A 20,018-nucleotide genomic window follows, 5' to 3' on the forward strand; every position below is an offset into this window, starting at 1 on the left:
GGCTGCTTGCAATATATTGCATTCTGCGATCCGACTCGGACGGCCCGCCTCCCGCCCTAGACTTGTCGCTCGTGGTCACCCGTCTCTCGCACTTCTTCCTCCGCACGCTTCGCGAAGACCCCGCCGACGCCGAGGTGACCAGTCACCGCCTCCTCGTCCGTGCCGGGTACATCCGCCGCCAGGCGCCCGGGATCTTCGCCTGGCTGCCCCTGGGGCTGCGCGTGAAGGCCCGCATCGAGAACATCATCCGCGAGGAGATGACCGCGATCGGGGCGTACGAGGTGCACTTCCCCGCCCTGGTCCCCGCCGATCCGTACCGGGAGTCCGGTCGCTGGGAGGCGTACGGCGACGGGATCTTCCGACTGAAGGACCGGAAGGACGCCGACTACCTGCTGGCGCCCACGCACGAGGAACTCTTCACCCTGCTGGTGAAGGACCTCTACTCCTCGTACAAGGATCTCCCGCTGTCGATCTACCAGATCCAGGACAAGTACCGCGACGAGGCCCGCCCCCGCGCGGGGCTCCTCCGCGGACGCGAGTTCACCATGAAGGACGCCTACTCCTTCGACTACACCGACGCCGGTCTCGACGTCTCGTATCAGGCGCAGCGCGACGCCTACGAGCGGATCTTCCAGCGCCTCGGGCTGGAGTACGTGATCGTGCAGGCCGACAACGGCCTGATGGGCGGCGCCCGCAGCGAGGAGTTCCTGCACCCCACCTCGGTAGGCGAAGACACCTTCGTCCGCTCGGAAGGGGGCTACGCCGCCAACGTCGAGGCATTCGAGACGATAGCGCCCGAGCCGCTCCCGATCGATGGGCTCCCCGCGCCGGTGATCTTCGACTCGCCCGACACCCCGACGATCCAGACCCTGGTGGATCACGCCAACGCGCACCTCGGCGCCCCCGCGCCGGGAATCGCAGGGCCGGCGACCGCCGATGCCACGCAGTGGACGGCAGCGCACACGCTGAAGAACGTGGTGCTCGCCCTCACCCACCTCGACGGCACGCGCGAGCTCGTCGTGGTGGGCATTCCCGGCGATCGCGATGTCGACGACAAGCGCGTCGAGGTCGCTTTCGCGCCCGCCGAGGTCGAGGCCGCCACCGACGCCGACTTCGAGCGGAACCCGCAGCTCGTCCGGGGCTACATCGGACCCTGGTCCGAGACCGGGCCGATCCTGGGCGAGGAGTCGGCCAGCGGCATCCGATACCTGCTGGATCCCCGCGTCGTGGACGGCACCAGCTGGATCACCGGAGCCAACATCCACGAGAAGCACGTCCACTCGCTGGTCGCGGGTCGCGATTTCGTCGGCGACGGCGTGGTGGATGTCGCCTCGGTGCGTGCCGGTGACCCGGCCCCCGACGGGTCGGGCCCGGTGTCGCTGGCACGGGGCATGGAGATCGGCCACGTCTTCCAGCTCGGCCGGTTCTTCGCCGAGACCCTCGGACTGAAAGTGCTCGACGAGAACGGCAAGCTCGTCACCGTCACGATGGGCTCGTACGGCATCGGCGTCACGCGGATCCTGGCCATCCTCGCCGAGCTGAACAACGACGACAGGGGCCTGATCTGGCCCGCGTCGGTCTCGCCGTTCGACGTGCACGTGGTGGCGACGGGGAAGGATGCCGCGGCGTACGCGCTCGCCGAGGACATCGCCGCTCGCCTGGAGGCGACGGGTCGCGACGTGCTCTACGACGATCGGCCGAAGGTCTCTCCCGGGGTGAAGTTCGCCGATGCTGAGCTCGTCGGCGTGCCCAGAATCGTCATCGCGGGACGCGACGCCGCTTCCGGCGATGTCGAGCTGTGGGATCGTGCAACGGGCGAGCGTCAGGTCATGGACGTCGAGGCCGCGATCGCGCAGCTCACCGCCAGGTGAGTCGCGCGTACCGTGCCCGGAGCATGCTGAACACGCCGTAGCAGAGCAGCCCGACACCGACGGCCGCCACGAGGGACGGACCGAGGGCGAGGCGGAAGAGCGCCTGCACCGCGCCGTCGAGACCGCCCGCGACATCCGCGTCGGCGGTCACGGTCGCGACGAGCAGCAGGATCCCGACGGTCGTGAGCGCGACCCCCTTGGCGACGAACCCGACGACCCCGAGCACCCGGATCATCGTGCCGAGGCGGCCGTCCGGCAGTGTCATCCGATTCTCGAAGCTCCGTCGCACGCCCATCACGATGAAGGCGAGGCCGCCGATCCCGACTCCGAGGCCCGTGAGTCCGAGCACCACTGCGCCGCCCCAGATGTCCAGGAGCACCGAGCTGAGGTCCTCGGTGGCCTCCTCGGCGTCGGGGCGTGCGCCGAGCGCGACAGCCGCGGCGATGAGTCCCAGAGCGAGGAAGATCACGGCCTGTCCGCACGCGCCGAGGCGGCGGCCCCAGACGGCCACACGCATCTCCTCGCCGCGGCGCCGCATGAGGACGCTCTGCACGAGCTGCCAGAAACCCAGTGCGGAGAAACCGATGGTGAGAGCCCACAGCGCGGCGAATCCCCACGGGGCGGCGGCGATGGCTTTGAAGACCATCGTCTGGTCGCTCGCTCCGTCCGAGCCGACCGCGATCGCCAGCGTCAGGACGCCCAGGATGAGGTGGACCACCCCATTGGCGACGTACCCCGACCGTGCGAGAATCCGGAACCACCCGGCATCCTCGGCGGCGCGTGCTGCGGTCCGGGCTTCGGTCACCGCACCCATCGCCCCAGCGTAGCGGCCGGCGCCGGGGCTTCATGAAAAGAGTCTCACGGGTTGGTCCCCGGCCGTTCATCTCCACGACGCGGGCGGTTCGCCGCCCAGGGCGATGCTCGTCCCCTCACCGAGGAGGATGCGATGTCACTGATCGAGAACCGCCGCACGCTGCCCATGGCGGACCATGCGCGGGGGAAGCGCTCCGCCGTCACCTGTCAGTTCAAGTGCGCCAACGCGTGCCTGGGCCCCGAGTGCAACACGTCGAGCAACGACCACTTCCGCGACATCGCGTCAGCGGCCCTCTCGCGCCGAGCGGTCCTGGGTCTCGGTGCCGCGGCGGCGATCACGCTCGCCGTCAGCAGCCTTCGCGACGCACCCGTCTCCGCGCCGTCCGCCGCAGGACAGAGCGCTGGGGCGCTCCCCGGCGCGTCCTTCGCCCGCGCCGATCGCGGCGGACTGCCCTTCACACCCATCGCGCCCGTCGACGCCTCCGTCGACGCGTTCACGGTGCCGGACGGCTACGGCTGGCGACCCGTCATCCGGTGGGGCGACCCCCTGTTCTCGTCGGCACCTGTCTTCGACATCCACGCCCAGACCCCTGAGGCGCAAGCCGGCCAGTTCGGCTACAACTGCGACTACCTCGACATCATCGCCGAACCGAACCGCCGTCGGGGCGTGCTCGTGTGCAACCACGAGTACGTCAACCCCACCATCATGTTCCCGCCGTCGACCGATCCGGCAGAGCTGCGCCGTCGCGGCGACATCTACAAGGCGGCCCAGGGGATGTCGGTCGTCGAGCTCGAGCGGCGCCGTGCCGGCGAGCCCTGGGGATACCGGGTGGACGGCCGCCGCAACCGTCGCATCACCGTCGAGACGGTGTTCGAACTGACGGGCCCCGCCGCCGGATCGCCCCTGCTGAAGACCGCCGGCGACGCGGAGGGGCGATGGGTCCGCGGGACGCTCGGCAACTGCGCGGGCGGAACGACACCGTGGGGCACGGTGCTCTCGGGCGAGGAGAACTTCAACGGCTACTTCGCGTGGAACGCGAGCACCGCCGAGCAGCGTCGTTACCAGGCGAGCGCCAGCACGTCGACCTCCACCGGCTGGGAGACCTACGACCCGCGGTTCAATGCCAACGATCCCGGCTATGTCAACGAACCGAACCGGTTCGGCTGGATCGTCGAGATCGATCCGGACGACCCGCGATCCACGCCCGTCAAGCACACCGCGATGGGGCGGTTCAAGCACGAGGGCGCGAACGTGATCCTCGCCCCCGACAAGCGGGTCGTGGCGTACATGGGCGACGACGAGCGGAACGACTACCTCTACAAGTACGTCTCCCGCAATCGGATGACGGCGTCCCGCCGGAAGAACCGTCAGCTGCTCTCGGATGGGGATCTGTACGTGGCCCGTTTCCGGGGCGATTCGCCGGCCACCGAGATCGACGGGTCCGGCGCCGCGCCCGCCGACGGCGCGTTCGACGGCACAGGGGAGTGGATCCCGCTCACCCGGAACGGGCAGAGCGCGGTCCCGGGAATGAGCATCGACGAGGTCCTCGTGTACACGCGGCTCGCAGCGGACCGCGTCGGGGCGACGAAGATGGATCGGCCCGAGGACGTCGAGCCGAATCCGAAGACGGGCAAGGTCTACGTCGCACTGACGAACAACTCCCAGCGCGGCGGCCCGGCCGCGCCCGTCGACGAGGCGAACCCCCTCACCGGCAACCGCTTCGGACACGTCATCGAGCTGACCGAGACGGGTGGTCAGGCGGGGACCACGTTCGGCTGGAGCATCCTGATCGTCTGCGGCGATCCGACCACCTTCGCCCCCGCCTACTTCGCCGGCTACCCGAAGGATCAGGTCTCGCCGATCTCCTGTCCCGACAACCTCGCCTTCGACTCCGAGGGCAACCTCTGGATCTCCACGGATGGGGCGCCGAGCACGATCGGCCGCAACGACGGCCTCTTCAAGGTCCCCCTGGAAGGCCCCGAGCGCGGTCGCGTCCAGCAGTTCCTCTCCGTGCCGCGCGACGCCGAGACGTGCGGCCCGGTGATCCGCGACGATGAGGGCATGGTGTTCGTGGCGGTGCAGCACCCCGGCGAGGACGGCACCTTCGATGCGCCGAACTCGCGGTTCCCCGACTACGGTTCGACCGCGCCGGGAGATGTCCCCGACGCACCGCGTCCGTCGGTGGTGCAGGTCACGCACGCCTGACGCTCGAGCTCGCGATCGGCCCCTGTCGACTGCGCCCGCGTTCAGGAACGGGCATGCAGGTGGTCGCGATGCTTCCTGCTTTGGCGCTCCCGAGTGGGCAGGTCCACGGGACCTGTGACGGAGAGCTCGTCCTCCCATACCGAGATGCCGGTGATCTCGGGGAGGCGGTCGCGGGTGAAGACGGGGTCACGGCCTTCCCGGCGCTGCCGGGTGTAGTCCTTCAGGAGTTTGAAGGCGATGCCTGACAGGAGGCCGATGGCGATGAGGTTGGTGAGGGCCATGAGACCCATGACACCGTCGGCGAAGTTCCACACGAGATCCGCCCCGACGACCGATCCCACCAGGACGGCGACGACGACGAGGGTGCGATAGCAGGCGAGCAGCCACGGCGCCGGATTGATGAACTCGATGTTCGATTCGCCGTAGTAGTAGTTGCCGAGGATCGACGAGAACGCCAGCAGGAAGATGACCACGCTCAGCACCACGCTCGACCAGGAGCCCAGGGTGGACACCAGCGCGCCCTGCGTGAGATCGATGCCGCGCTGGGCGCCGGCGAGATCGGGGACGGACACGAGGATGATGAACGCCGTGATCGAGCACACCAGGAAGGTGTCGAAGTACACGCCCAGGGTCTGCACGAGTCCCTGCTTGACGGGGTGCGTCACCGCGGCGCTCGCGCCGGCGTTGGGGGCCGACCCGAGGCCCGCCTCGTTGGAGAACATGCCCCGCTTCACCCCGGTCAGCACGATGTAGCCGAAGGCGGCGCCGACGACCTCGTTGAATCCGAAGGCCTGAGTGAAGATCTGCGCGAACACCTCCGGCACCCGCTCGATGTTGACCGCCACGACGATCAGGCCGAGCAGGAGGTAGGTCAGCGCCATGATGGGCACGAGAAGCTGGGTCACCGAGGCGATTCGGCGGACGCCGCCGAACACCACCAGTCCGGTCAGCACCGCGACCACGCCGCCGACGAGCCAGGGAAGCCAACCGGGGGAGCCGTCACCGAGGGTGGCGACGAGGGTGGCGGAGATGGTGTTGGCCTGCAGGGAGCTGAAGGCGAAGGGGAAGCAGACGATGAGGATGACCGCGAACCAGATGCCCAGCCATCGCGCCTTGAGGCCGCGCTCCATGTAGTAGGCGGGCCCGCCGCGGAACCCGTCCTTGTCGCGCACCTTGAACAGCTGCGCGAGCGAGGACTCGATGAAGCTCGACGCTCCGCCCACGAACGCCATGAGCCACATCCAGAACACCGCACCCGGTCCACCGACCGCGATCGCAGTGCCGACGCCGGCGATGTTGCCCACTCCCACGCGCGAGGCGGCCGAGATCGTGAACGCCTGGAAAGCAGACACCGACTGCGGGGCGCCGCTCTCGGTGCGAGGCGTGCGATCGGTGAGAGTGCGGAACATCTCGGGGATGAGGCGGAACTGCACCACCCCCGACCGGAGCGTGAAGTAGAGCCCGAGCAGCACCACGACGGGCAGGACGACCCAGGTCCACAGGTTGTCGCCCCAGGTGAGGAGCCAGGCGTTGACGTCATCCATTCGCAAAGTATGGCGGGCGAGGTGGTGCTCGTGCGACCACGTACGCTCCGCCGCCGATGTGCGCGGCTCCTCCCACGGGAGGCGAATAGGCTGGCCCGGGTGAGCGCACACCCGAACCCGCGCCGCGTCCGGTGGCGAACGCTCGCGCACTTCGCCACCCACGCGCCGCCGTGGGTGTCGGTGGTGGTCGGGGCGGGTGCCCTGCTGCTGGGCCTCCTCGTCGTCACGCGGCCGCTCACCTCCCTCGTGCTCCTGGCGATCTACATCGCGCTCAGCGCCGTCGCCACCGGCATCGCCGAGGTCGTCCGCCCGCGGGAACCGCGGTGGCTGTCGCGCGTGCTGGCGATCGTCTGGGTGGCGCTCGGGCTCGGCATCCTTCTCGGCCTTCGCGGCGCCCTGCAGATCCTTCCTGCGGCGATCGCCGTGCTGCTGTTCGTGGGGGGCCTGACGTCCCTCGCCGACGCCGTGATGCGCGGCCGCGCGAGCGAGCGTGTGCTCTCAGCGACGTGGGGTGCGAGCCAGATCGTCTTCGCCATCCTCTCCGTCACGTGGCCCGACGTCACCGTCCTCGTCGTCGCCGTGGTCTTCGGTGTCCGCACCATCGTCTTCGGGGCGACCCAGCTCGTGCGGGTCGTCCGCCAGGCGGCGCTGTCCTCCCGGGCGCGCGCGTCCGCCGACGGCTCGGCGCGGGAGTCGCGACGGCTGCGCGGGTGGCAGGCGGTCGGTCGGTACGCCCTCTCTGTGCTTCTGGTGGCGGTGAGCGCCGGCGGATGGTGGGTGAATGAGTGGCTGCAGGACGGCGCGCCCGTCGTCGACGCGTTCTACACCCCACCCGAGGTCGTCCCCTACGAACACGGGCGGCTGATCCGTGCGGACGACTACTCCGGTCGTGCCCCCGCAGGCGGGGAGGTCACGCGAATCCTGTACACCACGAGGGATGCCGCGGGGCAGCCGGCCGTCGCGAGCGGCCTCGTCATCTCGCCGGTGGACCCGCCGCGGGGTGCCCGACCGGTCGTGATGTGGCATCACGGCACGACCGGCGTCGCGCGCGGGTGCGCACCCAGCCTCCGCGACGACGCCGCCACGCGGTGGGCGATCCCGGCTCTGGAGGACGCCCTGGCGAAAGGCTGGGTGGTGGTCTCCACCGATTACTCCGGGCAGGGCGCCCCCGGCGTCTTCCCGTACCTCATCGGCACCGGGGAGGCGAGGTCGTCGCTGGACGCGGTTCTCGCTGCGCGCGAGATCGACGGGCTGATCCTGTCCAAGCGGACGATGGCCTGGGGGCATTCCCAGGGCGGCCACGCGGCTCTCTGGGCGGCTCAGATCGCCGACGACTACGCCCCCGACGTCGACGTCCTGGGCGTGGCGGCGCTCGCCCCGGCGGCGGAGCCGGCCGAGCTGGCCGAAGAGCTCATCTCCGGCGAGCCGAACGCCCTTCTGGCGATCCTCATCTCGTGGGTCCTCGTGCCCTACTCCGACACCTACGACGACGTCGAACTGTCGCGGTACCTCGCCCCCGGCGCCGCCCCCATCGTCCGCGAGATGACGCAGCGCTGCCCGAGCGAGCCCGGGGTGGTCGTCTCGGTCGCCACCGCTCTCGGGGTCTCCGCCGACAACCCGCTGTACGCCAGCGACCTCACGGAGGGTCCGCTCGGCGAGCGCCTCGAGGCCAATGCCGCATCCGGCCCGTGGGAGGTGCCGGTGCTCCTGGCGTGGGGGAGCGCCGACGAGGTGATCCCCCCCTCCCTCCAGGAAGACTTCGTCGCCCGTTCCTGCGCCGCCGACAACCGCATGCGCACACTGGTGTACGACGACTACGAGCACCTGCAGATCCTGCTGCCCGGCTCGCGGTTCCTGCCGGTCCTCGTGCGGTGGAGCGATGAGCGGTTCCAGCTGCGCGAGCTCGATCGCGACGACTGCGCGCGATGACCGGCCGACACCCGCGGGCGGCCCATCGGGTACCGTAGGAAGGATTCCGGAGCGGCTGGATGCCGGAGAGAGCTGAATAGAGGAGAGGGCATCGTGGACATCGATCTCGGATTGCTGCGCACCATCGAGCGGGAGAAGGAGATTCCCTTCGACGAGCTCCTGCGCATCATCGAGCAGGCGATTCTGACCGCCTACGCCAAGCACTCCTCGGCCACCGGCGAGCTGCCGCTGGGCGCTCGCGCGCAGATCGACCGCAAGACCGGTCACGTGGCGATCTACCTTCCGCTCACCGACGATGAGGGCGCCGTCATCGGCGAGGAGGAGACCACTCCCGACGACTTCGGCCGCATCGCGGCCTTCGCCGCGAAGCAGGTCATCAGCCAGCGCCTGCGCGACATCGCCGATGATGCGGTGCTGGGTGAATTCCGCGGCAAGGAGGGCGACATCGTCGCGGGCATCGTGCAGCAGGGGCCGAATCCGCGCATGGTCCACGTCGACCTCGGCACCGTCGAGGCGATCCTCCCTCCCGAAGAGCAGGTTCCCGGCGAGGACTACGCCCACGGCGCGCGTCTTCGCGTCTACGTCACCTCGGTGTCGAAGGGCACGAAGGGCCCCTCCATCACGGTGTCGCGGACGCACCCGGGTCTGGTCCGCAAGCTCTTCGCCCTCGAGGTGCCCGAGATCGCCGACGGACTGGTCGAGATCGTCTCCCTCGCGCGGGAGGCGGGACACCGCACGAAGATCGCGGTCAAGGCCATCGACCCGACGGTCAACGCCAAGGGCGCCTGCATCGGCGAACTCGGTCGACGTGTGCGGGCCGTCACCGAGGAACTCGGCGGGGAGAAGATCGACATCGTCGATTGGGACGGCGAACTGGCGAAGTTCGTCGCGAACGCCCTCTCTCCGGCGAAGGTGACCTCCAGCTTCATCCTCGATTCCAACAGCAAGGCCGTCCGCGCGCTCGTTCCCGACTACCAGCTGTCGCTGGCCATCGGCAAGGAGGGGCAGAACGCGCGTCTCGCGGCGAAGCTGACGGGTGCGAAGATCGACATCCAGCCGGACTCGATCCTGGAAGAGGGCTGATCCCGCACCGGGCCGAGGCCCGGCGAGGTGTACCATGGAACCCGTACGAATGTGCGTCGGATGCCGCGCGCGTGCTCCCCGGGCCACCCTTTTGAGAGTGGTGGCGGTCGATTCCGTTCTCGTCTTCGATGAGCGCGCGTCGATGCCGGGGCGGGGCGCGTGGGTTCACGACACACAGGAGTGCGTGGATGCCGCGGTGCGGCGCCGCGCATTCATTCGCGCATTGCGGGTGTCAGGTGCGCCTGACACGAAAGCCCTCGAGAAACGGCTGAACGGCTATGGAAAAAAAGTGAACGGCTCGAAATGAGACCCGTCCGCGACTAACGGCCTGCCCTGTCTGGGTGGGCCCAGACAGGAGAATTTGTGGCTGCCAAACCACGCGTGCACGAGATCGCTTCCGAACTCGGCGTCGACAGCAAGGTCGCTCTGGCCAAGCTGAAGGAACTCGGCGAGTTCGTCAAGAGCCCCTCGTCGACCATCGAGCCCCCCGTGGCTCGCAAGCTCCGCGCTGCTCTGCAGGCGGACGGTGCCCCGACCCCCGCGGCCGGCGACACCAAGACCGCGCCCGCCCGCCCGGCGGGCCGCCCCGGCCCCGCACGTCCCGCGACCTCGGCCAAGCCGTCAGCTCCCGCGCCCGCCGCTCCGGCGCCCGCGGCCCCGGCTGCTCCGCAGTCGTCGCCGCGCCCTGCGGCCCCCGGCGCCCCGGCCCCCGCGGCCGAGCGTCCCGCCGCTGCCGCGCCGGAAGCTTCGGCCCCTTCCGCTCCCGCGCCTTCCCCGGCGGCACCGACCCCGCCCGCGCCTCGGCCGGGCGGCAGCGCCCCGCGTCCGGGTGCTCCGCGTCCGGGCAACAACCCCTTCTCCTCGCAGCAGGGGATGGGGCAACGGCCCGCCGGCCCGCGTCCGGGCAACAACCCCTTCTCCTCGCAGCAGGGGATGGGTCAGCGCCCGACGCCCGGTAACATTCCGCGGCCGCAGGCTCCGCGTCCGGGTGCGCCGCGCCCCGGTGCGCCGCGCCCCGGTGGTGCCGGTCGTCCGGGTGGCGGCGGCCGTCCCGGTGCGCCCTTCCAGCAGCGTCCCGGCGGCGCCGGTCGTCCCGGCGGTGCCGGCGGCGGCGGGTTCCGTCCCGGTGCTCCGGCCGGCGGCGGATTCGCCGGTCGGCCCGGTGGCGGCGGTGGTCGCGGTCGTGGCCCCGGTGGTGGCACCGCCGGCGCCTTCGGCAAGGGCGGCGGGAAGTCCAAGCAGCGCAAGTCGCGTCGGGCGAAGCGGCAGGAATTCGAGATGCGGTCGGCGCCGGTCGTCGGCGGCATCAACGTCCAGAAGGGCAACGGCGAGATCATCCGCCTGCGCCGCGGCGCATCGATCGCCGACTTCGCGGACAAGCTCGAGGCCCTGCGCGGTTACACCGTCCAGCCCGGAACGCTCGTGACGATCCTGTTCAACCTCGGCGAGATGGCCACGGCCACCGAGTCTCTCGACGAAGCCACCTTCGAGGTGCTCGGCGAGGAGCTGGGCTACAAGATCCAGATGGTCTCGCCCGAGGACGAGGACAAGGAGCTCCTGGAGGGCTTCGGTCTCGACCTCGATGCAGAACTCGAGGCCGAGAGCGAAGAGGACCTGGAGATCCGTCCCCCGGTCGTGACCGTCATGGGTCACGTCGACCACGGTAAGACGCGACTGCTCGACGCCATCCGTCAGACCAACGTGGTCGCCGGTGAGGCCGGTGGCATCACCCAGCACATCGGTGCCTATCAGGTGTGGACCGAGCACGACGGCATCGAGCGCGCGGTCACCTTCATCGACACGCCGGGTCACGAGGCGTTCACCGCCATGCGTGCCCGTGGTGCGCAGGTGACCGACCTCGCGATCCTCGTGGTCGCCGCCGACGACGGCATCATGCCGCAGACGGTCGAGGCGCTGAACCACGCGCAGGCGGCGAACGTGCCGATCGTGGTCGCGGTGAACAAGATCGACAAGCCCGAGGCGAACCCGGCCAAGGTCCGTCAGCAGCTCACCGAGTACGGTCTGGTGGCCGAGGAGTACGGCGGCGACGTGATGTTCGTCGACGTGTCGGCGCGCAACAACATCGGCATCCAGGACCTCCTGGACGCGGTGCTGCTGACCGCCGATGCGGGGCTGGACCTCACGGCCAACCCCAACAAGGCCGCCCGCGGTGTCGCCATCGAAGCCAAGCTCGACAAGGGCCGCGGTTCGGTTGCGACGGTGCTGATCCAGTCCGGAACCCTCCGGGTCGGCGACGCGATCGTGGCGGGCACCGCCTACGGCCGTGTCCGCGCGATGATCGACGAGAACGGTGAGCCGGTCGAGGAGGCGTACCCCTCGCGACCCGTTCAGGTTCAGGGACTCAACTCCGTGCCCCGTGCCGGCGACGTCTTCATCGTCACCGAGGAAGACCGGACCGCCCGTCAGATCGCCGAGAAGCGTGAAGCTGCGGAGCGTAACGCCGCCCTGGCCAAGGCCCGCAAGCGCATCTCGCTCGAGGACTTCACCCGTGCTCTGGAAGAGGGCAAGGTCGAGTCGCTCAACCTCATCATCAAGGGTGACGTCTCCGGTGCCGTCGAGGCGCTGGAAGAGTCGCTGCTGAAGATCGAGGTCGACGACAGCGTCCAGCTGCGCATCATCCACCGCGGTGTCGGCGCGATCACCGAGTCGGACATCAACCTGGCCACGATCGACAACGCGATCGTGATCGGCTTCAACGTCCGTCCCGACACCAAGGCGCGCGAGCGCGCTGCGCGTGAGGGTGTGGACGTGCGGTTCTACTCGGTCATCTACAACGCCATCGACGACGTCGAGCAGTCGCTGAAGGGCATGCTCAAGCCGGAGTACGAAGAGGTCCAGTCGGGTGTGGCCGAGATCCGCGAGGTGTTCCGCTCCTCGAAGTTCGGCAACATCGCCGGTGTGATCGTCCGCTCGGGCACGATCACGCGCAACGCCAAGGCGCGGGTCATCCGCGACGGCGTCGTGATCGCCGACGGCCTGGCGATCGAGTCGCTGCGCCGGTTCAAGGACGACGTCACCGAGGTCCGCACGGACTTCGAGGCCGGTATCGGACTGGGCAAGTACAACGACATCCAGATCGGCGACGAGATCGAGACCACGGAGATGGTGGAGAAGCCGCGCGGCTGATCCGCGAGACTGCGGCGAGGGATGCCTCGTCGACACCGGGAACCCCTGAGGCCCCGACTGTCGACAAGGCATCCCTCGCCTTCGCTCCCACGATCATCGTGGGGGCGTGGGAAGAGAAAGAGGAACGGAATGGCTGGGGAACGACAGGCTCGACTGGCGGACCGCATCAAGGTGCTGATCGCCGAGCGTCTGGAGAAGGGTCTGCGCGATCCGCGGTTGGGATTCGTCACCATCACCGATGTGAAGGTGACCGGCGATCTCCAGCACGCCTCGGTCTTCTACACCGTCCTCGGCGACGAGGAGGCGCGTCTGGCTTCGGGTGAGGCCCTGCGTCGGGCAACCGGCATGCTGCGCAGCGAAGTCGGCCGGGGCCTGGGCGTGCGTCTCACTCCGACGTTGGAGTTCATCCCCGACGCCCTCCCCGAGAACGCCGGTCACATCGAAGATCTCCTCCGTCAGGCGCGCGAGCGCGATCAGGCGGTCGCGGGGCTCGCGTCCTCCGCGACCTACGCCGGCGATGCCGACCCGTACGTCAAGCCCCGCGACGAGGACGAGGACTGACCCAGCCCGGGAGACGCAGCACGCCCTCGGAGGCCTCGACGAGGCCATCCGACACGAGCGAGTCGATCGCGCGGTCGCGCTGCAGAGCGTCGGGCCAGCCCGCGAGCACCGACTCCTGAGGGAGGTCGTGGGCGGCATCCCTCAGCTCCCTGAGCACCGCTCCCCGCGCCTGCCGGTCGCTGCCCTCGTAGCGCGCCTGGCGGCGACGCGCATCACCCGTGTCGGGGTACCCCGCCGCCCGCCACGCGCACATCGCCGACAGCGGGCAGGCCGCGCACCGGGGAGTCCGCGCAGTGCACACCGTCGCGCCGAGCTCCATAGCCGCGGCGTTGACGATCCCGGCCGCTCCGTCATCGGGCGGGAGGATCGCCTCCATCGCCGAGAGATCACGGCGCGCAGGCGCTCCCGGCTGCGAACGCCCCTCCACGGCCCGGGCCAGCACCCGACGCGTGTTGGTGTCCACCACCGGGTGCCGCCGACCGTACGCGAACACCGCCACCGCGCGCGCGGTGTAGTCCCCGATCCCGGTCAGCGCGAGGAGCGCGTCGACGTCGTGCGGGACGACCCCGCCATGCCGGTCGCGGATCTCGGTGGCAGCGCGATGCAGCCAGAGCGCCCGCCGCGGGTACCCGAGATTCGCCCACTGCCGCACCGCCTCTGCGGGAGGATCGGCAGCGAGGTCCACCGGGGCGGGCCAGCGCGCGAGCCATGCTTCCAGATGCGGGATGACGCGGTTCACCGGCGTCTGCTGGAGCATGAACTCCGACACCAGCGTGCCCCAGGCCGGGAAGCCGGGGCGTCGCCACGGCAGGTCGCGCGCGTTGTCGCTGTACCACGCGATCAGCGGCGTGGCGAGGTCGGGCATGGCGATCAGCCTAGACAGTCCCGCGCGGTGCGCAGGCCGCGCGGTCGTAGGCTGAGAGGCATGCAATTGCCCGTCACACCGGCCACCACACTGTGGCGGTCGCTTCGCGATGAGGTGCGTCAGCATTATCGTGCGGGGCGCATCATCCTCGCCGTCGACGGCATCGACGGTGCCGGCAAGACCATGTTCGCCGACCACCTCGCCACCGTCTTCGCCGAGGACGGCTCCGCGGTCTTCCGGGCCTCGATCGACGGCTTCCACCGTCCCCGCAGCGAGCGATACGCCCGCGGACGCACGTCGCCGGAGGGCTTCTACCGCGACTCCTTCGACTACGCCACCTTCCGGCGGGTGCTCATCGAGCCGTTCCGTGACGGCGCGCAGACGGGCGGCGCGACAGGATTCCAGCTGGCGGCGTTCGACCACCGCCGTGACGCACCGCTCGAGGCCGAGTGGGTCACGGCGCCGCGCGACGCCGTGCTCATCGTCGACGGGGTGTTCCTCCTGCGCCCCGAGCTTCGAGGCATCTGGCACTGGTCGGTGTGGCTCGATGTGCCGATCGACGTCGCCGCTGCCCGAGTCTCCGAGCGGGACGGCACCGATCCCGATCCGTGGGCGCCTTCGAATGCCCGCTACCGCGAGGGGCAGGAGCTGTACCTGCAGGACGCCGATCCGCGCGCCGAGGCCTCGGCGATCGTCGACAACACCGATCCCGGGCATCCCCGACGTGTCTGGGCGGATTCCTGCTGATGGCGGGCATCCTCCTGGTCGACAAGCCCAGCGGCATCACCAGCCACGACGTCGTCGCCCGTGCGCGACGCGCGCGGGGAACGCGCAAGATCGGCCATGCCGGGACGCTCGATCCCCTGGCGACGGGACTGCTCGTGCTGGGGGTCGACGCCGCCACGCGCCTGCTCACCTTCGTGGTCGGGCTCGACAAGACGTACGAAGCGACGATCCGGCTCGGGCAGACGACCACGACCGACGACGCCGACGGTCAGATCACGCAGGTGGCGGATGCCTCAGGGGTGACCGCCGACGCGGTCGAGTCGCACCTCGCGACGCTCCGAGGCACGATCTCCCAGATCCCGAGCACCTATTCCGCCATCAAGGTCGACGGGCGGCGGGCCTACGACCTGGCCCGAGCCGGGCACGAGGTGCAGCTGGCGGCGCGGGAGGTGACGGTGACCCGTCTCGAGGTCACCGACGAGCGCCGCACCGGCACCGTGATCGATCTCGATGTGACGGTGGACTGCTCCAGCGGCACCTACATCCGCTCCCTCGCCCGCGACCTCGGTGCGGCCCTGGGCGTGGGTGGGCACCTCACGGCACTGCGCCGCACCCGCATCGGTCCCTTCCACATCGCCGACGCCGTCGGCATCGATGACCTGGTAGAGGCCTCACCGTGGCCTCCTGCAGAGGCCGCTGCGGCGGTGCTCGGCGCTCTCGGCGTCACCGCCGCGCAAGCCCGAGACCTGCGTCACGGCAAGCGGCTGGCCGGGATCGCCTCGGCCCTTCCCGGCCCCCGGGCAGCGGCGATCGACCCCGACGGCGCCCTCGTGGGGATCGTCGAGCGCCGAGGAGATGACATCAAGAGCGTCGTCAACATGCCCGAGGAGGTCGCGGGATGATCCTGTGGTTCACTCTGATCCAGGTCGCCGTCGCCGTGGCGGCGGGGCTGCTCGGCGTCATCCTGGGTCTTGCCGGACGCCGCCCGAGCGACCTCACCGTCGGGGCGATGGCCCTGGTCGAGGTGCTGCTGATCGTGCAGATCGTCGTCGCGATCATCGCACCCTTCGCCGGCAACCCGCCCAGCGGCAGCCTGCTGGAGTTCTGGGTCTACCTCGTCTCGGCGGCCCTCCTTCCGCCCGCGGGGGTCGCGTGGGCTCTGGTGGAACGCAGCCGGTGGAGCACGGTGATCATGGGCGTCGCAGCTCTCGCCGTCGCCGTCATGGTGTGGCGGATGCAGGTGATCTGGACCGTTCAGCTCGCCTGAGCGTCCGGGAGACGGCGAACGTAGGATGGGGTACGCAATGATCTCGACCCCCCGCCCCCGCATGACCGGCATCGGCCGCGTCCTCGTCGTCGTCTACGGCATCATGGCGCTGGCCGCGACCGGTCGCTCCTTCGTCCAGATCGTCCGGGAGTTCGACGAGGCCCCGCTCGCCTACTCGCTCTCGGCGCTCGCGGCGGTCGTCTACATCCTCGCCACGCTCGCGCTGATCTTCTCCGGGTCGCGCACCTGGTACCGCGTGGCGTGGATCGCGATCTGCTTCGAGCTCGCGGGGGTCCTCATCATCGGGACGCTCAGCTTCCTCCTGCCCGACCTCTTCGCTCACCCCACCGTGTGGTCGTGGTTCGGAGCGGGCTATCTGCTGATCCCTCTGGTGCTTCCCTTCCTCGGGCTCTGGTGGCTGATCCTGCATCGCCCCGCGGTACGCCCGGCTGCGCCGGCTCCTGCCGACGCGGTGGCGCGATGATCGTCTTCCGCAGCCCGGAGGACATCCCCACCGGCTTCGGTCCCTCCGTCGTCGCGATCGGGAAGTTCGACGGCGTGCACGCCGGTCACCGCGCACTCATCGAGCGGGCCAGAGTCAACGCCGCAACGATGGGCACTCCGGTCGTCGCGGTGACTTTCGACCGCAACCCGCTCGCGCTCCTGCGCCCTGATCTCTGCCCGGAGAGCCTCGTCGGTCCCGACCAGAAGCTGAGGCTGCTGGCGGAGGCGGGCGTGGACGCCACGCTCATGTTGACCTTCGACCGCACGCTCGCCGACCTCGAGCCGCGGCAGTTCGTCCGCACGCTGCTGGTCGACGCCCTCGGGGTGGCGATGCTGCTGGTCGGTCGCGACTTCCGGTTCGGCCGGGGCGGCGCAGGAGATGTGGCGCTCCTCGAGGAGCTCGCCGCCGAGTACGGCTTCTCCCTGCAGGTCGTCGATGACGTCCGAGCCGTCGAGGGCGAGCGCCGCGTGTCGTCGACGTGGATCCGCGAACTCCTCGAAGTCGGCGACGTCGACACCGCAGCGAAGCTTCTCGGACGAGCCCCGTCGGTGCGGGGAGAGGTCGTGCACGGACTCAAGCGGGGGAGGGAGCTCGGCTACCCCACCGCCAACCTGTCCGCGGATCGCGAAGGATACGTCCCCGCCGACGGCGTCTACGCCGGCTGGCTCGTGGACGAGGGGCCGATGGCCGAGAGTCCGACCGAGGGCCCGCGCAGCAGCATCCGCTATCCGGCCGCCGTCAGCATCGGAACCAACCCCACCTTCGACGATGTCACCGGCCGGCAGGTGGAGGCGTACGTCCTCGACGAAACCGACCTCGACCTCTACGGTCATCGCGTCGAGGTGCAGTTCCGTCGTCGCATCCGGGCCATGGGGGCTTTCGAGGGGATTCCGCAGCTGATCGCGCAGATGGCCGACGACGTCGACCGTGTGCGCGCGGCGCTGACCGTCTAGGCTTGAGGTTTGCCCGACCGCAGGCAAACCGGGAAAGGGAAGGGCCATGAGCCGCACCGAACTGCAGACGCTCGCCGAGCGCGCCGTCGATCTCCTCGGCGGGGAGCCTGATGACACGACCCTCCGGCGCTACATCCACGGACTTCCCGGCGTCGACGCCGTCGGACTCGAACAGCGCGCCGCAGCCCTCGGGACCCGTTCGATCAAGACGACCTCCAAGGGCTGGGCGCTTGACCGCATCATCGAGCTCATCGACCTCACGACCCTCGAGGGTGCCGACACCCCGGGCAAGGTCCGCTCCCTCGTCGCCAAGGCTCTCACTCCCGATCCGTCCGATCCCACCTGTCCGCGCGTGGCGGCCGTCTGCGTGTACGGCGACATGGTTCCCGATGCCGTCGCCGCTCTCGGCGGCGCGCACGGCGATCCCGACGACGGCCTCATCAGCGTCGCCGCCGTGGCCACCGCGTTCCCCAGCGGCCGTTCGTCGCTGGCGATCAAGCTCGCCGACACCGCAGAGGCGGTGGCAGCCGGGGCCGACGAGATCGACATGGTGATCGATCGCGGGGCCTTCCTGTCGGGCCGCTACGGGTTGGTGTTCGACCAGATCGTCCAGGCCAAACAGGCGTGCCGCCGCGCGGACGGCTCCTTCGCGTCGCTGAAGGTCATCCTCGAGACCGGCGAGTTGAACACCTACGACAACATCAAGCGCGCCTCGTGGCTGGCGATCCTCGCCGGAGCCGACTTCATCAAGACCTCCACCGGCAAGGTGCAGCCGGCCGCCACGCGCCCGACGACCCTCCTCATGCTCGAGGTGGTGCGCGACTGGTATCGCGCCACGGGGCAGCGGGTCGGGGTCAAGCCCGCCGGCGGCATCCGCACCGCCAAGGACGCCATCGCCTACCTGGTGCTCGTGGCCGAGACGGTGGGGGAGGAGTGGCTCCAGCCGCACCTGTTCCGCTACGGCGCGTCGTCCCTGCTGAACGACGTCCTCCGCCAGCGGCAGAAGCTGCGCACCGGCCACTACACCGGCGCCGACTACGTCACGATCGACTGAGGAGACCCGGATGACCCGCGAGCTCGACACCACGAAAGAATCCATGTCCTTCCTCGACTACGCCCCGGCACCCGAGTCCCGGTCGATCCTCACCCTGCAGGACGAGTACGGCCTCTTCGTCGACGGTGAGTTCCGTCCCGGATCAGGGGCCCCGTTCGACACCGTGTCGCCGGCCGATGAGAAGCGCATCGCCACGGTCGCCCACGCCGACGACGCCGACGTCGACGCCGCCGTCGCCGCCGCGCGTCGGGCGTTCGACAAGACCTGGTCGACCATGTCGGGACGCGACCGCGGAAAGTACCTCTTCCGGATCGCCCGCCTCGTCCAGGAGCGCGCCCGCGAGCTCGCGGTCGCGGAGAGCCTCGACAACGGCAAGCCCATCAAGGAGAGCCGCGACGTCGACATCCCGCAGGTCGCCGCATGGTTCTTCTACTACGCGGGATGGGCCGACAAGCTCGACTACGCCGGCGCCGGCGCGAACCCCCGCCCGCTCGGGGTGGCCGCCCAGGTGATCCCGTGGAACTTCCCGCTGCTGATGCTCGCGTGGAAGGTCGCTCCGGCCCTGGCCGCAGGGAACACGGTGGTGCTCAAGCCCGCCGAGACCACGCCGCTCTCGGCGCTCCTGTTCGCCGAGATCCTGCAGCAGGCCGACCTTCCGCCGGGCGTGGTCAACATCATCACCGGTGCGGGCGCCACGGGCGCGGCGCTCGTGCGTCATCCCGATGTCGACAAGGTGGCCTTCACCGGTTCGACCGCCGTCGGACGCGAGATCGCCCGCGCCGTCGCCGGCACCCCCAAGAAGCTCACCCTCGAACTCGGCGGCAAGGCGGCGAACATCGTCTTCGAGGACGCGCCGATCGACCAGGCCATCGAGGGGATCGTCAACGGGATCTTCTTCAACCAGGGCCACGTCTGCTGCGCGGGCAGCCGGCTGCTCGTGCAGGAGTCGATCCACGACGAGGTCGTCGAGCGGCTGAAGGCGCGCCTGTCCACCCTCCGTCTGGGTGACCCGCTCGACAAGAACACCGACATCGGCGCGATCAACTCCCGGGAGCAGCTGGACCGCATCCGCGAACTCAGCCGCATCGGCGAGGAGGAGGGCGCGGAGCGCTGGAGCGCGGACTGCGTCATCCCCGACAACGGCTTCTGGTTCCCGCCGACGATCTTCACCGGTGTGCAGACCAGCCACCGCATCGCGCGCGATGAGATCTTCGGGCCGGTGCTGTCGGTGCTGACCTTCCGCACCCCCGCGGAGGCCATCGAGAAGGCGAACAACACCCCGTACGGTCTCTCGGCCGGCATCTGGAGCGACAAGGGGTCGCGCATCCTCGCGGTCGCCGATCGCCTGCGGGCCGGAGTGGTGTGGGCCAACACCTTCAACCGCTTCGACCCGTCGAGTCCGTTCGGCGGCTACAAGGAATCCGGCTACGGACGCGAAGGCGGTCGTCACGGACTGCTGGCGTACCTCAAGAGCACCGCGAACAGCTGAGGACC

General features: G+C 69.9%; 17 protein-coding genes. 14 read left to right on the plus strand and 3 right to left on the minus strand.

The window, feature by feature from the left end; genetic code table 11:
- Positions 1-71 precede the first annotated feature (71 nt).
- The gene (locus V6S02_RS03775) at positions 72-1,871 is read left to right on the plus strand and encodes a proline--tRNA ligase (protein ID WP_124292860.1); all 1,800 of its coding nucleotides are present in this window, start codon (positions 72-74) and stop codon (positions 1,869-1,871) included.
- On the opposite strand, the gene V6S02_RS03780 is transcribed toward V6S02_RS03775, so the two are convergent.
- Positions 1,858-2,685, minus strand: coding sequence for a DUF1206 domain-containing protein (locus tag V6S02_RS03780; RefSeq protein WP_124292861.1), 828 nt, complete (start codon positions 2,683-2,685; stop codon positions 1,858-1,860). The two genes, V6S02_RS03775 and V6S02_RS03780, sit on opposite strands and share 14 nt — an antisense overlap.
- A gap of 132 nt (positions 2,686-2,817) precedes the next feature.
- Here V6S02_RS03780 and V6S02_RS03785 point away from each other — a divergent pair, with 132 nt between their 5' ends.
- Positions 2,818-4,890, plus strand: coding sequence for a PhoX family protein (locus V6S02_RS03785; RefSeq protein ID WP_336399915.1), 2,073 nt, complete (start codon positions 2,818-2,820; stop codon positions 4,888-4,890).
- Between the two features lie 41 nt (positions 4,891-4,931).
- Here the strand turns inward: V6S02_RS03785 and V6S02_RS03790 are convergent, their stop codons facing one another.
- Positions 4,932-6,434: an alanine/glycine:cation symporter family protein gene (locus tag V6S02_RS03790; protein WP_124292863.1), complete on the minus strand. Its 1,503-nt coding sequence runs from the start codon at positions 6,432-6,434 to the stop codon at positions 4,932-4,934.
- 99 nt (positions 6,435-6,533) lie between these two features.
- Between V6S02_RS03790 and V6S02_RS03795 the strand changes: the two genes are divergently transcribed.
- From V6S02_RS03795 to rbfA, 5 genes are all read left to right on the plus strand, one after another.
- Entirely contained in the window at positions 6,534-8,363 is a 1,830-nt protein-coding gene (locus tag V6S02_RS03795; protein WP_240638807.1) for a lipase family protein, read from the plus strand.
- A gap of 93 nt (positions 8,364-8,456) precedes the next feature.
- Complete coding sequence (gene nusA / locus V6S02_RS03800) at positions 8,457-9,446, plus strand: transcription termination factor NusA (RefSeq protein ID WP_336399916.1); 990 nt, start codon at positions 8,457-8,459, stop codon at positions 9,444-9,446.
- Positions 9,447-9,495: 49 nt separating this feature from the next.
- The gene (locus tag V6S02_RS03805) at positions 9,496-9,753 is read left to right on the plus strand and encodes a YlxR family protein (protein WP_257021357.1); all 258 of its coding nucleotides are present in this window, start codon (positions 9,496-9,498) and stop codon (positions 9,751-9,753) included.
- A 56-nt stretch (positions 9,754-9,809) separates the two neighbouring features.
- Positions 9,810-12,593 carry a translation initiation factor IF-2 gene (gene infB, locus V6S02_RS03810; protein ID WP_336399917.1) on the plus strand — a complete coding sequence of 928 codons (2,784 nt, stop codon included), beginning with the start codon at positions 9,810-9,812 and terminating at the stop codon, positions 12,591-12,593.
- 129 nt (positions 12,594-12,722) lie between these two features.
- A complete protein-coding gene (gene rbfA / locus V6S02_RS03815) occupies positions 12,723-13,154 on the plus strand; it encodes a 30S ribosome-binding factor RbfA (protein WP_124292867.1) in 432 nt (143 codons plus the stop codon).
- On the opposite strand, the gene V6S02_RS03820 is transcribed toward rbfA, so the two are convergent.
- A complete protein-coding gene (locus V6S02_RS03820; protein WP_336399918.1) occupies positions 13,126-14,019 on the minus strand; it encodes an A/G-specific adenine glycosylase in 894 nt (297 codons plus the stop codon). The genes rbfA and V6S02_RS03820 overlap by 29 nt on opposite strands.
- Before the next feature lie 60 nt (positions 14,020-14,079).
- On the opposite strand from V6S02_RS03820, the gene V6S02_RS03825 reads away from it, so the two are divergent.
- From V6S02_RS03825 to V6S02_RS03855, 7 genes are read left to right on the plus strand one after another with little or no spacing between them, the layout of a single operon-like run.
- Entirely contained in the window at positions 14,080-14,766 is a 687-nt protein-coding gene (locus tag V6S02_RS03825; protein ID WP_124292869.1) for a uridine kinase, read from the plus strand.
- A complete protein-coding gene (truB, locus tag V6S02_RS03830; RefSeq protein ID WP_124292870.1) occupies positions 14,766-15,647 on the plus strand; it encodes a tRNA pseudouridine(55) synthase TruB in 882 nt (293 codons plus the stop codon). The genes V6S02_RS03825 and truB overlap by 1 nt, the downstream gene beginning before the upstream one ends.
- Positions 15,644-16,012, plus strand: a complete 369-nt coding sequence (locus V6S02_RS03835) for a hypothetical protein (RefSeq protein WP_336399919.1) — start codon at positions 15,644-15,646, stop codon at positions 16,010-16,012. The genes truB and V6S02_RS03835 overlap by 4 nt, the downstream gene beginning before the upstream one ends.
- Positions 16,013-16,049: 37 nt before the next feature.
- On the plus strand, positions 16,050-16,496 hold the full coding sequence (locus V6S02_RS03840; RefSeq protein WP_205783067.1) for a hypothetical protein: 447 nt from the start codon (positions 16,050-16,052) through the stop codon (positions 16,494-16,496).
- A complete protein-coding gene (locus V6S02_RS03845) occupies positions 16,493-17,470 on the plus strand; it encodes a bifunctional riboflavin kinase/FAD synthetase (RefSeq protein WP_336399920.1) in 978 nt (325 codons plus the stop codon). Before V6S02_RS03840 ends, V6S02_RS03845 begins: the two co-directional genes overlap by 4 nt.
- Positions 17,471-17,516: 46 nt before the next feature.
- The gene (gene deoC / locus V6S02_RS03850) at positions 17,517-18,524 is read left to right on the plus strand and encodes a deoxyribose-phosphate aldolase (protein WP_336399921.1); all 1,008 of its coding nucleotides are present in this window, start codon (positions 17,517-17,519) and stop codon (positions 18,522-18,524) included.
- 43 nt (positions 18,525-18,567) lie between these two features.
- Positions 18,568-20,013 (plus strand): aldehyde dehydrogenase family protein, encoded by a 1,446-nt coding sequence (locus V6S02_RS03855; RefSeq protein WP_205783109.1) that lies wholly within the window; start codon positions 18,568-18,570, stop codon positions 20,011-20,013.
- Positions 20,014-20,018 lie beyond the last annotated feature (5 nt).

This window comes from Microbacterium sp. CCNWLW134 (genome assembly GCF_037083565.1).
GTDB lineage: Bacteria > Actinomycetota > Actinomycetes > Actinomycetales > Microbacteriaceae > Microbacterium.

Coding starts and splice junctions, on each gene's coding strand:
- V6S02_RS03780 (WP_124292861.1), bottom strand. CDS start 2,685: ATGGGTGCGGTGACCGAAGCCCGGACCGCAGCACGCGCCGCCGAGGAT.
- V6S02_RS03785 (WP_336399915.1), top strand. CDS start 2,818: ATGTCACTGATCGAGAACCGCCGCACGCTGCCCATGGCGGACCATGCG.
- V6S02_RS03790 (WP_124292863.1), bottom strand. CDS start 6,434: ATGGATGACGTCAACGCCTGGCTCCTCACCTGGGGCGACAACCTGTGG.
- V6S02_RS03805 (WP_257021357.1), top strand. CDS start 9,496: ATGTGCGTCGGATGCCGCGCGCGTGCTCCCCGGGCCACCCTTTTGAGA.
- rbfA (WP_124292867.1), top strand. CDS start 12,723: ATGGCTGGGGAACGACAGGCTCGACTGGCGGACCGCATCAAGGTGCTG.
- V6S02_RS03820 (WP_336399918.1), bottom strand. CDS start 14,019: ATGCCCGACCTCGCCACGCCGCTGATCGCGTGGTACAGCGACAACGCG.
- V6S02_RS03825 (WP_124292869.1), top strand. CDS start 14,080: ATGCAATTGCCCGTCACACCGGCCACCACACTGTGGCGGTCGCTTCGC.
- truB (WP_124292870.1), top strand. CDS start 14,766: ATGGCGGGCATCCTCCTGGTCGACAAGCCCAGCGGCATCACCAGCCAC.
- V6S02_RS03835 (WP_336399919.1), top strand. CDS start 15,644: ATGATCCTGTGGTTCACTCTGATCCAGGTCGCCGTCGCCGTGGCGGCG.
- V6S02_RS03840 (WP_205783067.1), top strand. CDS start 16,050: ATGATCTCGACCCCCCGCCCCCGCATGACCGGCATCGGCCGCGTCCTC.
- V6S02_RS03845 (WP_336399920.1), top strand. CDS start 16,493: ATGATCGTCTTCCGCAGCCCGGAGGACATCCCCACCGGCTTCGGTCCC.
- deoC (WP_336399921.1), top strand. CDS start 17,517: ATGAGCCGCACCGAACTGCAGACGCTCGCCGAGCGCGCCGTCGATCTC.
- V6S02_RS03855 (WP_205783109.1), top strand. CDS start 18,568: ATGTCCTTCCTCGACTACGCCCCGGCACCCGAGTCCCGGTCGATCCTC.